Genomic DNA, 12108 nt, shown 5'->3' on the forward strand with positions numbered 1-12108 from the left:
CGCTCGGCATGCCGGAACACGCAGGTGATTTCTTTTCCCGACGGCACTGGTAGCATTCCACATGCAGATCACACGACAGCTCCGGATCGACGTCGGGCGGCGGGAGGTCGACGTCGGTACCGAAACGACCGTCCGGGTGCGCGACGACCGGCGACAGCCCGTCGAGGGAGCCATCGTTTCGACGGAGACGAAATCGACGCGAACCGACGAACGCGGGCTGTGTAAACTGCAGTTCGGATCGCCGGGGTTCTGGAAACTCACCGCCGCGAAATCCCCGACCGACCGCGTGGCGTACAAGCCCGCGTCGACGCTCGTTCGGGTCGTCCCGAACGCGGCCGCGCTTCGGCCGTATCGTCCGATCGGCTCCCGGTAACGCCATGTGATGGGATGGTACAGGTTATCTCGGCCGCCGCGTGGAGGACCGTGACGGACACCAAAGAGAGTCGGGACGAGCAGGCCGACGACGAGTCCGACGAAAAGCAGACGACGGGAGCGGAGTAGCGTCGCTACAGACCCCAGAAGAAATTGATTCCGAGGACGGTCACGATCGAGAGCAGCAACTGGAGCGGTGCACCGACTCGGACGAAGTCGGTGAACTTGTAGCCGCCGGGGCCGTAGACGAACAGGTTCGTCTGGTAGCCAACGGGTGTGAGGAACGCGGTCGAGGCCGCGAACGTCACCGCCAGCACGAACGCAAAGGGGTTCGCGCCGATCTGGTCGGCGGTCTGGACGGCCACCGGGAGCATCAACACGACGCTGGCGTTGTTGGAGATGACGCCCGTGATGAGCCCGGTCGCGAGGTAGAACACCCAGAGCACACCGAGCGGCGGTAGATAGGTACCGGTCATGGCGACGAGACTCCCGAGCAGATCCGCGCCGCCGGTCTGCTCGAGGGCGATTCCCAGCGGGATGATGCCGGCCAGCAGGAAGATCACGTCCCACTCGACGGCATCGTAGATTTCCGTCGGCTTGAGCACGCCCGTCGCGACCATCGCGACGACGCCGGCGAGTGCGGTCACGAGGATCGGCAGGGAGAGCGCGGACAGCGCCTCGAACGCGCCGACGCCCGTCAGCCCGGTGAGGGTGGTGCCGACCGTGCCCCACGGCACGGCGACGAAGCCGACGACGCCCGCCATGATCGCCGCTGCGTGGGGAATCTTCTCCGTTCGGTAATCCGGCTCCTCGGGTTCGTGTGCGACGATGAAATCGTCGTTCTGCGAGAGTCGGTCGATGCTGTCCGGGGCCGCCTGGACTAACAGCGTGTCACCGACCCGAATCCGGCGTTCCTCCATGTGATCGCGGACCGTCTCTCCGCGGCTGCGAAATGCCAGCACAGTCGCGTCGTAGCGCTGGCGGAACGTCGACGTCTCGAGCGATTCGCCGACGAGGAACGAACCCCGCGGGACGACGATCTCGACGAGGGTTTGATCGGTCACCTCGTCGGGCTCTAACTCCTCGTCCGTCTGCGGGTTGCCCGCGAGCGTAAGCGTCCCCCGATCGACGAACTGCTGGACGGTGTCGCGGTCGGCGCGCAGCCGCAACAGGTCTCCCTCGCGAATCGTTTTCTGCGCGATCGGTTCGATGAACTCCTCGTCGTCGCGGACGACCTGAAGGATGTCGGCGTCGAACTCGACGTGGTCGATCGCGTCCGCGACGGTCGTGCCGACGATCGGCGAGTCCCCGTCGACGACGACCTCGGTCAGATACTCCTCGATCGCGTACTCCTGGACGTAGTCCTCCTCGACGGGGACGCGCTCGGGCAGCAGTCGGTGGCCGATAGTCATGAGATAGAGGCTCCCGACGACCAGGACGACGATTCCGAGCTTGGTGAACTCGAACATCGAGAACTGGTGGAGTTCGGGATACTCGGTGCTGAGGCGGGCGCTGACGTCGCTCGCGAGGATGTTCGTGGACGTGCCGATCAGGGTGAGCATCCCGCCGAACATCGAGGCGTAGGACAGCGGGATCAGGAGCTTCGAGGGCGAGGTCTTCCCCTTGTGGGCGATATCCGAGACGACGGGAACGAGGATGGCGACGACCGGCGTATTGTTGATAAAGCCGGAAATCGGGCCGCTAATGCCGATCGTCGCCAGGAGCTGTTTGTCGAGGTCGTCGCCGGCGAACGCGGCCATCTTGCGGCCGAGTATCTGAACGACCCCCGTTTGACTGATCCCCGAACTGAGGATCAGCATCGCCAGCACGGTGATCGTCGCCGAACTCGAAAAGCCCGACGTTCCCTCGCTCGTCGATATCTCGGTGGCGTTCACCACGCCGTCGGCCCCGAGCACCATCAGCAACACCATAATCAGGATGGCGGTCACGTCGATTGGCAGCCACTCGGTAATGAACAGCACCAGCGCGATAGCGATGATCCCGAACACGACCAGCATCTGGGGGGTCACGGTGAGCGTTCCTGACTCGGCGGCCAGCGGCACGACCCCGATACCCGGGAGGGGACATCCAGGCACAGTTGACAGTACGGCTATTCGGATCGTCCCGCTTGAAGGCCTCGGTTCGGGACGGGTTCTCGACCCGTGAACATCTTCGGAGGAGTTCCTTTGATTCGGGAACCGGACGGGACACTCAAGTGACTGCTCCGAACACGAACGCGTACGACGGCGGCCGCCGCTCGAGTCGCCCGGACCACTGCGGTCGACCCGCGGTGCTCGCGCGATCGAATCGGACGCGGCGAGCGGTCGACGCCGATCCGGAGACGACCATGAACGAGTATGCGCTCGTCATCGCGATCGCGAACACGACGACGGTGCTGGCGGGAGGTGCAATCGCACTGCTAGCCTATCGTGCGTTCCGGCGAACCGGTGCCACGGCGCTGCGGACGGTCGCCATCGGCGTCGGCGTCATCGTCGGCGGATCGATACTGGGAAGCAGCATACACCTCGTCGGCGATGCGGTGGGGCTCGGGATCGCCCTCCAGAGCGCGGTCACTGCGGTCGGATTCGTTATCTTGCTGTACTCGCTATACGCCGAAACGAGCGATCTGAGCGTTACGACCGAACTGTCACTATGACCGACGGATCGACGGAACGGCCGACGCGTGTCGTCGCACAGGGGACCTTCGACCTCCTCCATCCGGGGCACGTCCACTACCTCGAGGAAGCCGCCGCTGCGGGCGAGGAACTCCACGTCATCGTCGCCCGCGCCGAGAGCGTCGCCCACAAGCCCGCGCCCGTCCTCCCGGACGCGCAGCGCCGTGACGCCGTCGCAGCCCTCGAAGCGGTCGATCGGGCTCGGCTCGGGCATCCCACGGATTTCTCGGTCCCGATCCGTGAGGTCGACCCCGACGTGCTCGTCCTCGGCCACGACCAGCACCACGACGACGACGAGGTCAGAGAATTGCTCGCGGCGTGGGGGATCGACTGTCGCGTCGAGCGGGCCAGCGGGCTCGAGTCGACCGGCGACGAACTGTACGGGAGCAGCGACATCGTCGAACGGGCGGTCGCCGACCGGGCACGGGCCGGACCGCGATCGTCGGGCGAGTTGGAAGCCGACGCCGACGACTGACGGCTGACGACTCCCATCGCCGTTACTGCGAGGACAGCCGCGGTCGGAACCGCTCGAGGCCGACGTCGAGCATGTCCGGACTCACCGTCTGGAACTCGCCGTCGTCGGGCAGGTACGGCCGGACGGAATCCCAACTCTCGCGCGCGTAGCGCTCGTCGAGCAGGACGCGAACGCCGACATCGTCGGGACTGCGGATGACGCGGCCGATCGCCTGTCGGGCTTTCCGGACTGCGGGAATGGTCAGTGCGTAGGTGAAGCCGTCGCCGAACGCGTCGTCGTAGGCCCGGCGCACGGCCGTGGTTCGCGGACTCGAGGTGTTGACGATCGGGACCCCACAGACGACGGCAGCGGCGAGGCGATCACCGCTGTAGTCGACGCCCTCGGTCAGCGTCCCCCGGAGGCTCGTGACGAGTACTTTCCCCGGACCCGCGAAGAACTCGTCTTTGAGCGACTGCGTGGTCTCGTCGTCGCTCGCGGCGTCGAGCAGGACCGGCTTCTCGACCCGCTCCTCGAGAGTTCCGGCGGCCCACTCGGCCTCGGCGTAACTGGGCATCCCGACGAGGACGTTGCCGGGAAGGCGAGCGACCGTCGCGATGGCATCGGCATAGGACCGTCGCGTCGGCGTCTCCTCGTCGGGGCTGCCCCGATTGTCGTAGGTGAACTTCGGCGCGGCGACCGCGAAGCTCTCGCGGTTCTCCGCGGGGAAGTGGAGGCCGTACCGGCGCTCGACGACCGGCCTGTCGTCCTCGCGGGCGAGGTACTGAAGCCCCGTAACCTCGGTGAAGGCGTCCATCGGCTCGAGAGTCGCGCTCATCAGGATGCCGCCGCCGAAGTGTCCGAGTCGGTCGCCGATGGCATCGCTCGGCACGCAGTTGTGCAGGGCGAGCCGGGCGTTGTAGGCCCGCCGCCACGAATCCGGCGGCTCGGTGTCGTCCCACGTCCGCTCGAGTTCGATCTCCCGGAAGTAGTCGGTGTGGCCGCGGCGATACCACTCGCCGAGCACGCGGCCGACAGCGGGCGTGGCGCGGGTTCGGTCCTCGTCTTCGGCTTCGTTCAGGACCCGTTCGACGATCGCGCCGACGGCCTCGGCGCGGACCCAGTCGGCGTCGCCGTAGCCCGCCTCCCTGGCCCACTCCGAGAGTTCGTCCTCGGCGGGCTCACCCGGATCGCGGAGCGGGATTTCCGCGTCGTGAAGCCCGGTCAGGTTCGATTGCCAGCCCCGGTGGTTCCGGTCGAGATGGGCCCTGACCCGGCGGTCGAGTTCCTCCCGGAGGTCCCGGACGAACTCGAGCGTTCGATTGAGTTCCTCGAACGAAACGTCGCTCTCGGTCAGTTCTCCGCGGACGAGGTCGGCGTCGGCGGTCTTGGAACCGCCTTCGGCTTGTCGCCCCTCGCGTTCGAATTTGATCGGCTGGATGACCCGCGAGAGTTCGGTTTCGGCGTCACGGAGGGTGCGGTCGGCGATCCCGTCGCTGACCAGATCGCGGACGCGCGGCTCTAACATGTGGGCCTCGTCGCAGACGACGAACGTCGACTCGTCGAGGAGCGCGCCGGTGAACGAGCCGACCGTTCGGGGATCGAAGGCGTGGTAGTAGTTCCCGATCACGACCTCGACCTCGCCGAGGGCAGCCCCCATCACGGAGTGGGGACAGGTGCCGTGTGTGACCGACCGGGCGACCAAGTCCTCGGGCGTGACCATCCCCGCGTCCGTGAAGTCGTAGGGAACCGCCTCGGCAGCCGATCCGGTTTCCTCGTCGTCGGGCAGGTCCGACAGGTACTGGGCGTAGAACGGGCAGTACTCCGTTTCGGCACCGACGGGACCACCCTCTCCGTACTCGGGGAGGTCGGGCGGGTACGGCGTGGGCTCGCCCGCGGTCTCGAGGAAGGTGTTCTTCGATTGGCTGCCGCTGTCGGCCAGGCCGATCTGCTGGCTCCGGGCGCGGGCGGCCAGGGTTTCGGCCGTCGTATCGCCGCCCTCGCCGGTGAGGTCGCGGGTGCGATCCCGCAGCGTTTCGCAGCGATCGTAGACGGTGCTGTCGTCGATTCCCGCCGCGTTCTCACGGTTGTACGGACAGACGTCGGCCTTCCCGACGAGCGTGAGTCCCGACACCGGGTCCCAGTCGGCGGGCAGGTTCTCGTTGATCGTCTCGAGGTCCGCTTCGAACTGGCGCAGTTGCTGTTTGACGCTCGTCAGCACAAGCACGCGCTCGTAGTCGGTGTCCGGATCGCGCACGAGGTCGATCCCCGCGGTGAGCGCGATCATCGTCTTCCCGGTGCCACAGGCCCCTTCGATGACGGTGTATCCGCCTTCCCGTCCGGTATCGATAGCCGTCTCGATGCCGTCGACCTGCGGGTCGTAGGGCTGCGCGTGGCCGAACACCGTCCGCCAATTCGTCATTCTTTCCGTACTCGTCGTCGGTTGTCCATAGCGTTGACGGACTGGAGTGGCCGCACCATCGGTTGCTGGCAGCGTGACCCTTTACTTAGCTGAGTTCCTACGGCACTATGTGAAGGTCCCCCAATCACTCGAGAACGTCGGACAGGACGTGGTCATCCGCACGTTCGAGTACGGCGACGGCAGCGTTATCGCGGTCGACTTCGGCAGTTCGGCCGCCGACATCGCGGTCGATATCGTCGGCTCGACCGCGATCATCGTGGCGGACGGCGAGCAGTTCGAGTTCGAACTCCCACCCGAGGCGAGCGCCGTCTCCGCGCGCAACGGCGTGCTCACGATCGAGGAGTAACGTCCCGACCGGTACGAACGGCTTCGACGAGGTCGATACCACTGTGTCGACGGGGACGACCGGATTCCGAGCGACGGGCGTTTCGAACCGGGACCGAAGCGCAACGCCTTCCCCGATCCGTCGACTACCCCGCCCATGAGCGATTCGATCGATGTCGACCGCTGGCGCGCGGACCTCGAGTCGAAACGCGCCGAGAAAGACGAGTTCTTCGCGGAGCATCCCCAGTCGCCGATCCCGCCCGACGCACGGGACGGCTTCGAGGGGCTCGCGTATTTCGATCCCGATCCGACCTACCGCGTGACCACGACGGCGACGGTCCACGACGATCCCGAGGTCGTCCTGATGGACACCACCGCGGGCCGAGAGATGCGCTACCTCCGCGTCGCCACGCTCGAGTTCGACCTCGACCGCGAGGACGAAGACCTGGACGACGGCACCGTCGCGCTCGCGGCCTACCGGCAGGAGAGTCCGAACGAACAGCCGCTGTTCGTCCCGTTCCGGGACAAGACAACGGGCCAGCAGACCTACCAAGGCGGTCGATACATGGAACTCGAACCGGATCGGGACCTCGAGGACGGCGACGAGATCGTCGTGGACTTCAACCTCGCGTACTCCCCGTTCTGTGCCTACAGCGATACGTTCGACTGTCCGCTCCCGCCCGAAGAAAACTGGCTCGAAGTGGCGATCCCGGCCGGCGAGCGCTACGAGTAGTCGGCCGTCCCCGGAGAGGTGCGTTTCGACTCGAGTTATCGGCCTCCGTACGTCCTGTCTCGTGTGTTTCTCGGCCTCGAGTGGAAACCGGGGGGTTTTCGCCGACAGGTCGGCCGTCGATAGATGACGCCGACGCGTCAGTGAGCGACGCCGACGGTGAGCAGCGTCCCGAGTTCGCGGTAGCGTTCGACCATGTCCTCGCGGGTGTCCCAGTCCTCCGTGGGGAACTCGGTCGCGTCGGGAATCGTGATCTCGCGGTCGGGAATGGTATCCTGTTCGGCGACGGAGAGCCCCGCATCGCGGAAGGCATCGCGGTACTGGTCGCGGTCCCAGCGGGTCATCTCAATGGTGATGAACTCCTGCCACTCGTGGGAATGGACGTTCTCCTCGTAGTAGTTCACCGCACAGTAGAAGGTGCCACCGGGTCGGAGGACTCGAGCGATTTCCGCGAGCGTGTGGTCGGGATCGGCCGCGTAATAGAACGCTTCCATGCTCCAGACGTGATCGATCGAGTCGTCTGCGAAGGGAAGTTCATCGAAGTCACCGACGAGATAGCCGACGACCGGATCGTCGGTGTACCCCGCGGCGTTGCGCGCCATCTCGGGGGAGCCGTCGAGTCCGTAGACGCGGCCGGCGTCTTTGGTATCGCGCAGCGCGCGTCCGGCGTAGCCGCTTCCACAGCCGAGATCGAGGACGGTATCGCCGGGTTCGATCGGCATCCGCGCGAGCGCGTGCTTTGCAGTGTGCCAGTGGCGCTCTTCCATGCCCTTGTCCCGGCCGCTCGAGGCCCAGTCGTCGAACTCCTCGCGAACGCTCATATACAAACCCGTGAACGCCGCGGCCCTAAACCCGTTCGCATCGAAACGAATCTCGTCAGAACCCGACCCTCGTCGGAACCGGGTCGGATCGACACGCGGGTCGCTCGAGTCGCCCCCCGCGGCCGAACCGGGCACCCTTCTCACTGTGCTGAGAACCACCGATAGATTCTTTAGGCTAGCCTAAAACATATGGAGTGAAGGGTCGGTGATCGAAATCCGTGGGCATCCGGATTTCGATTCGACGCTCGGTGAGTCTCGCTGTCCCACCCCTCGCCAGTTTTTCAGACCCTTCCTCCGTTTCCGACGCTAACTTCCCCCGGGAGACACATCCGCACGCTTAAGGGAGTTCCCAAAGTTGTTCACGGCACTATGGATTACACACTTGCAATAGACGGGACACCGGAAACGGTTCCCGGCGGAACCGGAATGCTCCTCTTGCACCCGAGCACCGGCGAAACCGACCGTATCGACACGGATTTCCTCAAAATCGATACCGATAACTTCCTCGTCGTCTCCACGCGAACTACCGCTCGCGAGGTCAGACAGAAACTCGAGTACTACGACGTCGACGAGGAGCGCGCCGAAATCCTGGACACCCTCAGCATCGAACGCGGCTACTCGCGGCGCTCCTCCGAGACCGTCCACTACGTCGCCGCACCCGACGACGTCGACGGCATCGTCGAGCACATCGACGGCTTCCTCGACGAGCACGACGGCAAACTCCGCATCAGCTTCGACTCCGTCACCGAACTCGCCTATTACGCCGGCGACGACCAGGCCCTCGAGGCGGTCGAGCGGATTCTCGAACTGCTCGAAAAACACGACGCCGTCGGCCTCTTTCATCTCTCGGAGGAGCCCCACGACGAGGCGGTCGTCGACGAGTTCCGCGCCCTGTTCGACGGCATCATCGATCTCGACGAGGACGGCAGCGTCGACGCCGACTTCTAACCGGCACCCGGCGGTCGAGTGTCGGAAGTTACTCCTCGAGCGAGTCGAACGTTTTCTCGGCCCACCGAATCGCGTACTCCGGGCCGTGGTCCAGATACGCCTCGGTATCGAGCGCGGCGAAGGGTGGTGGCAACTCGATCGCGTGTTTGAGCGCGGCACACGCCAACTCCGTCGCATCGGCGAACGTGGTCTCGCCGCGTGCGACCGCACGCGGGAGTCCGGCAACCCGATCCTCGAGCCGGGTCCCGGCGTCCTGCCATGCCGCGGCGAGTTCCGGGTGGTCGGCGTGCCAGTTCGCGAAGACCGCACGCGTCTGGAGTCCGACCCAGCCGTCGAACAGTGCCGCGGCGATCTGGTACGTATCGTTCGGGTCGAGCGCGACCGCCCGATCGAGATCGGGATAGGCCGCCTCGAAGAAGCCGATGAAGTGTTCGGGCACCTCGAGAGCGACCTGGACGAGCGCCTCGGCGATCAGGAAGTCGACGAACGAGTCGGGCGATCCCTCGACCCGGGGTTTGACGAGAACGATCGGCGGGTCGGTCTGGCGAGTCCAGGCGACGCTCCCGTCGCCCGGCATCCCGACGGTGAGATCCGAACTCGCGTAGCGAGCGAGCAGGGTCGGTGCGTCCTCGGGAAGCCAGGCCGCGGAGTAGCTCGCGGGCTCGAGCGCGTCGACGATCAGGCCGAGGTCCTCGGCGACTGCCGGGTTCAGCGTCTCGAAGTCGCGCTCGCAGTCGAGAACCCGGACGTCGGGCGCGTGGGCCTGACGGACGGCCTCGACCCGATCCGAGAGCGCACGCGCCTCGAACATCAGGCGAACGCGTTCTGGAAGACGAGCAGGATCGACAGCAGCGCCGATACGGCGACCGTGGTGAGAACGACCTTGGTTGCAGTGCTCATGTCCGGTGGGTTGTCTCCGTGTCGCTTAAATCCATCTGTCTCGGTCGCGCTTCCCGCTCTGCCAGCCGTCAGCGCCCGTTTCGGCCCCCGCGAGTTCGCGCGGTTCGTCCGTCCGTCGCGGTCGTGTTCTCGCGACTATCGACCCCGCCGGTTCGGCCCCATTGAGACGGGAGGGTCGCGTGGATGGACGACGGTTAGAGGGCGTGGGCGGACGAACGAGTAGCGAGAGGCGTTCTCGAGAACTGGGCTAGCAGTCGAACCAATGCCATGCTGGGAGACAAACCGTGCCGTGCTGGGAGGCAAACCGAGGCGGCCGAGCGGCAGGTCAGTCGTCTTCGTCGCCGTCGTGCCACGAATCCGGGACGTCGATGACGTATCGTCCGTCTTCTTGTAGGGAGATGATGTACTCGTCCCGGTTGTAGAGCTCCATCAGGTTGAGTTCGTACTGTCCCGGTCGAACGATCTTGATGCTCTCGAACTGCTCGTTAAGCTCCGCCCGGAGGTCCTCGATCGACGGACGCTGCCCGCTCGGCTCGCTGACGACGCGCCCGTGTTCCGGAGGTCGGTCGGCGTCATCGGAGCCGACCTCGGCCCCGGTCTCGGCTTCGCTATGTGTGCCGGCGACACTGTCCGCATCGCCGTCCGGCTCCGCTCCGCCCTTCTCGGGACGGTCGGAGTGTGCAGGGAGATCGTCCGAGGGCACGACTTCGGTACGGGCGTCGGCCTGTGCCGAGTTCTCGTCGTCCGCCATGGTCGCGGTCGGACCGCTCGATGGCCGGTCCGACGAGTTCCGGGAGTGGGACTGCTCGTCGGAGCCTGCCTCGGTCGGCGATCCGGACCGATCCTCGGGTCGTCGGGCCGTCTCGGGCCACTCCTCGAACTCGCCGTCCGATGGCAGCTCCGAATCGTCACTGTCGGTCTCGTCGCTCGCGGGCCAGGATTGGTCCGACTCCGTGGCTGCCGTCGAGCCGGCAGACAGCGGCTGTTCGGCAGCTTCCGGGCCTGAATCGTCGTCGGAGTCGGCCGACACCCAGTCGCGAACGGTCTCCGCGGCGCGCGTCGCGACGCCGTCCAACTCGGACGAGGACGCGTCCGCGGAGCCGCTTGCGGTATCGACCGATCCGGAGGCGTCAGTTCCCGCTCCACCGGACGATTCGGCTGCGGCCGTCGTGGTCGGCGCGAACTGGAACTTGTTCCCGCCGCAGTTCGGACACCCCGACAGCATCTCCTTGGAACCGTCGGCGAACGTCCGGCCGCAGTTCGTACACTGATGTGGCATTAGTTACGGGACACGAGCGCGCTGATGAGCGTTTCGTCCTTGTGGAGCGTCTCGATCTGGTTCGCCGGCCCGATCACCGTCAGCTTCGCTTCCGTCTCGTCACCCCCCATGATACGACCGAGCAGCGACGAGTCACGGGTCTCCGATTTGGGGTAGGTCTCGATCTCGATCCCGTTGAACTCGTCGGGACTGATTTCGGCCATCGTCACTTCGATGAGGCGGCTCTCCTCGTCCGGCGTCAGTCCCTCCTCCAAGATGACGATATTGCCGTCGTGGACGCCGTCTAAGATCATCCTGATCTTCTCCATGGTCGCCATTCCGGCCATTCGCTCGCCGCTGATCAGGTCGATCTGTACGCCGTCGGGTGCGTCCGAGTCGTCCGCGTTAGTTGCTTTTGGCATCGTAATCACCCGAAGTACTCGGCGATGTTGTCGTACACTTCGTCCATGTTGTCGCCTTCCTTCGCGGACAGGGGAATGGTTTTGTGCTGTGGGAAGGCGTCCTCGATCCGCTTGACGCTCGAGTCCTCGAGGTCGGTCTTGTTCGCGAAGATCAACACGGGGAGATCACGCGATTCGACGATCCCGATGAGCATCGTGTTGACCTGCGTGATCGGGTCCTCCGCGCTATCCAGAACGTAGATGACGCCGTCGACGTCCTCCCGTAGCCAGTGCATCGCTTCGGCGACACCTTCGGTCGCCTCGCGAGAGCGTCGGATCGCGTCCTCTTCGTCCATCTCGTCGGTGAACTCCTCGTAATCGACTTTCGTCGTCACACCAGGTGTGTCGACGATGTCGATCGTCACCGTCTTGCCGTCCCGTTCGATCTCGACGTTTTCTTTTCTGCGTGCGCGGCGTGTCTCGTGGGGGACGTGGCTCTCCGCACCGACCGCGTCACCAGTCCAGTCACGCGCGATACGGTTCGCGAGCGTCGTCTTGCCGGCATTCGGCGGCCCGTAAATACCGATTCGTTTGGGCTCCTGTTCCGAAAACAGGCGGTCCGTAGCCCGGGAAATACTATCTTTGAGTTCTGTGAACAGTCCCATCTGTAGAGGCCTCCAGCACCGCGGGGTGCATCTGCGCGTACTACAAACTGAACTCACTTAAGCCTACGTCAGACGTGTAGACAATTCGACGAAAAGGAGTTAGTACGATCTGTGACTGTATACGAGGCGGACACACACCTG

The 12108-nt window shown here is 65.2% G+C and carries 14 protein-coding genes; 6 read left to right on the forward strand and 8 right to left on the reverse strand.

All coding sequences use genetic code 11. The features are described 5' to 3' along the window. Positions 1 to 61: 61 nt before the first annotated feature. A complete protein-coding gene (locus FGF80_RS17395) occupies positions 62 to 373 on the forward strand; it encodes a hypothetical protein (protein ID WP_006184996.1) in 312 nt (103 codons plus the stop codon). Positions 374 to 506: 133 nt separating this feature from the next. On the opposite strand, the gene FGF80_RS17400 is transcribed toward FGF80_RS17395, so the two are convergent. After that, the gene (locus FGF80_RS17400; protein WP_049907993.1) at positions 507 to 2390 is read right to left on the reverse strand and encodes an SLC13 family permease; all 1884 of its coding nucleotides are present in this window, start codon (positions 2388 to 2390) and stop codon (positions 507 to 509) included. Between the two features lie 197 nt (positions 2391 to 2587). On the opposite strand from FGF80_RS17400, the gene FGF80_RS17405 reads away from it, so the two are divergent. Then, positions 2588 to 3028 carry a DUF7521 family protein gene (locus FGF80_RS17405; protein WP_006184998.1) on the forward strand — a complete coding sequence of 147 codons (441 nt, stop codon included), beginning with the start codon at positions 2588 to 2590 and terminating at the stop codon, positions 3026 to 3028. Further along, positions 3025 to 3522 carry an adenylyltransferase/cytidyltransferase family protein gene (locus FGF80_RS17410; protein WP_006184999.1) on the forward strand — a complete coding sequence of 166 codons (498 nt, stop codon included), beginning with the start codon at positions 3025 to 3027 and terminating at the stop codon, positions 3520 to 3522. The genes FGF80_RS17405 and FGF80_RS17410 overlap by 4 nt, the downstream gene beginning before the upstream one ends. Positions 3523 to 3544: 22 nt before the next feature. Here FGF80_RS17410 and FGF80_RS17415 read toward each other — a convergent pair whose 3' ends face one another. Then, complete coding sequence (locus FGF80_RS17415) at positions 3545 to 5920, reverse strand: ATP-dependent DNA helicase (RefSeq protein WP_138655408.1); 2376 nt, start codon at positions 5918 to 5920, stop codon at positions 3545 to 3547. 109 nt (positions 5921 to 6029) lie between these two features. Here FGF80_RS17415 and FGF80_RS17420 point away from each other — a divergent pair, with 109 nt between their 5' ends. Together FGF80_RS17420 and FGF80_RS17425 are read left to right on the forward strand one after the other, a co-directional pair. Next, positions 6030 to 6266 carry a DUF7127 family protein gene (locus tag FGF80_RS17420; RefSeq protein WP_130169844.1) on the forward strand — a complete coding sequence of 79 codons (237 nt, stop codon included), beginning with the start codon at positions 6030 to 6032 and terminating at the stop codon, positions 6264 to 6266. Positions 6267 to 6401: 135 nt separating this feature from the next. Further along, positions 6402 to 6977, forward strand: a complete 576-nt coding sequence (locus FGF80_RS17425) for a DUF1684 domain-containing protein (protein WP_006185002.1) — start codon at positions 6402 to 6404, stop codon at positions 6975 to 6977. A 137-nt stretch (positions 6978 to 7114) separates the two neighbouring features. Here the strand turns inward: FGF80_RS17425 and FGF80_RS17430 are convergent, their stop codons facing one another. Next, complete coding sequence (locus FGF80_RS17430) at positions 7115 to 7795, reverse strand: class I SAM-dependent methyltransferase (protein ID WP_006185003.1); 681 nt, start codon at positions 7793 to 7795, stop codon at positions 7115 to 7117. A gap of 369 nt (positions 7796 to 8164) precedes the next feature. Between FGF80_RS17430 and FGF80_RS17435 the strand changes: the two genes are divergently transcribed. Next, positions 8165 to 8743, forward strand: coding sequence for a DUF7090 family protein (locus tag FGF80_RS17435; protein WP_006185004.1), 579 nt, complete (start codon positions 8165 to 8167; stop codon positions 8741 to 8743). A 28-nt stretch (positions 8744 to 8771) separates the two neighbouring features. Here the strand turns inward: FGF80_RS17435 and FGF80_RS17440 are convergent, their stop codons facing one another. The 5 genes from FGF80_RS17440 to FGF80_RS17455 form a co-directional block, all read right to left on the reverse strand. Continuing rightward, the gene (locus tag FGF80_RS17440; protein ID WP_006185005.1) at positions 8772 to 9554 is read right to left on the reverse strand and encodes a DUF7089 family protein; all 783 of its coding nucleotides are present in this window, start codon (positions 9552 to 9554) and stop codon (positions 8772 to 8774) included. Continuing rightward, positions 9554 to 9643, reverse strand: coding sequence for a hypothetical protein (locus tag FGF80_RS20020; RefSeq protein WP_006185006.1), 90 nt, complete (start codon positions 9641 to 9643; stop codon positions 9554 to 9556). The genes FGF80_RS17440 and FGF80_RS20020 overlap by 1 nt, the downstream gene beginning before the upstream one ends. Before the next feature lie 325 nt (positions 9644 to 9968). Then, positions 9969 to 10922 carry an OapC/ArvC family zinc-ribbon domain-containing protein gene (locus tag FGF80_RS17445; protein WP_138655410.1) on the reverse strand — a complete coding sequence of 318 codons (954 nt, stop codon included), beginning with the start codon at positions 10920 to 10922 and terminating at the stop codon, positions 9969 to 9971. Further along, positions 10922 to 11323: a DUF2073 domain-containing protein gene (locus FGF80_RS17450; protein ID WP_006185008.1), complete on the reverse strand. Its 402-nt coding sequence runs from the start codon at positions 11321 to 11323 to the stop codon at positions 10922 to 10924. Before FGF80_RS17450 ends, FGF80_RS17445 begins: the two co-directional genes overlap by 1 nt. Before the next feature lie 5 nt (positions 11324 to 11328). Beyond that, positions 11329 to 11967 (reverse strand): Era-like GTP-binding protein, encoded by a 639-nt coding sequence (locus tag FGF80_RS17455; RefSeq protein ID WP_006185009.1) that lies wholly within the window; start codon positions 11965 to 11967, stop codon positions 11329 to 11331. Positions 11968 to 12108 lie beyond the last annotated feature (141 nt).

Origin of the sequence: Natrinema pallidum (genome assembly GCF_005890195.1) — an archaeon.
GTDB classification, from domain to species: Archaea; Halobacteriota; Halobacteria; order Halobacteriales; family Natrialbaceae; genus Natrinema; species Natrinema pallidum.

Bases quoted from the DNA above. Each gene is read 5' to 3' on its own strand.
- FGF80_RS17395 (WP_006184996.1), top strand. From the start codon at position 62: ATGCAGATCACACGACAGCTCCGGATCGACGTCGGGCGGCGGGAGGTC.
- FGF80_RS17425 (WP_006185002.1), top strand. From the start codon at position 6,402: ATGAGCGATTCGATCGATGTCGACCGCTGGCGCGCGGACCTCGAGTCG.
- FGF80_RS17430 (WP_006185003.1), bottom strand. From the start codon at position 7,795: ATGAGCGTTCGCGAGGAGTTCGACGACTGGGCCTCGAGCGGCCGGGAC.
- FGF80_RS17445 (WP_138655410.1), bottom strand. From the start codon at position 10,922: ATGCCACATCAGTGTACGAACTGCGGCCGGACGTTCGCCGACGGTTCC.
- FGF80_RS20020 (WP_006185006.1), bottom strand. From the start codon at position 9,643: ATGAGCACTGCAACCAAGGTCGTTCTCACCACGGTCGCCGTATCGGCG.
- FGF80_RS17455 (WP_006185009.1), bottom strand. From the start codon at position 11,967: ATGGGACTGTTCACAGAACTCAAAGATAGTATTTCCCGGGCTACGGAC.
- FGF80_RS17410 (WP_006184999.1), top strand. From the start codon at position 3,025: ATGACCGACGGATCGACGGAACGGCCGACGCGTGTCGTCGCACAGGGG.
- FGF80_RS17415 (WP_138655408.1), bottom strand. From the start codon at position 5,920: ATGACGAATTGGCGGACGGTGTTCGGCCACGCGCAGCCCTACGACCCG.
- FGF80_RS17450 (WP_006185008.1), bottom strand. From the start codon at position 11,323: ATGCCAAAAGCAACTAACGCGGACGACTCGGACGCACCCGACGGCGTA.
- FGF80_RS17435 (WP_006185004.1), top strand. From the start codon at position 8,165: ATGGATTACACACTTGCAATAGACGGGACACCGGAAACGGTTCCCGGC.
- FGF80_RS17400 (WP_049907993.1), bottom strand. From the start codon at position 2,390: ATGCTGGTCGTGTTCGGGATCATCGCTATCGCGCTGGTGCTGTTCATT.
- FGF80_RS17440 (WP_006185005.1), bottom strand. From the start codon at position 9,554: ATGTTCGAGGCGCGTGCGCTCTCGGATCGGGTCGAGGCCGTCCGTCAG.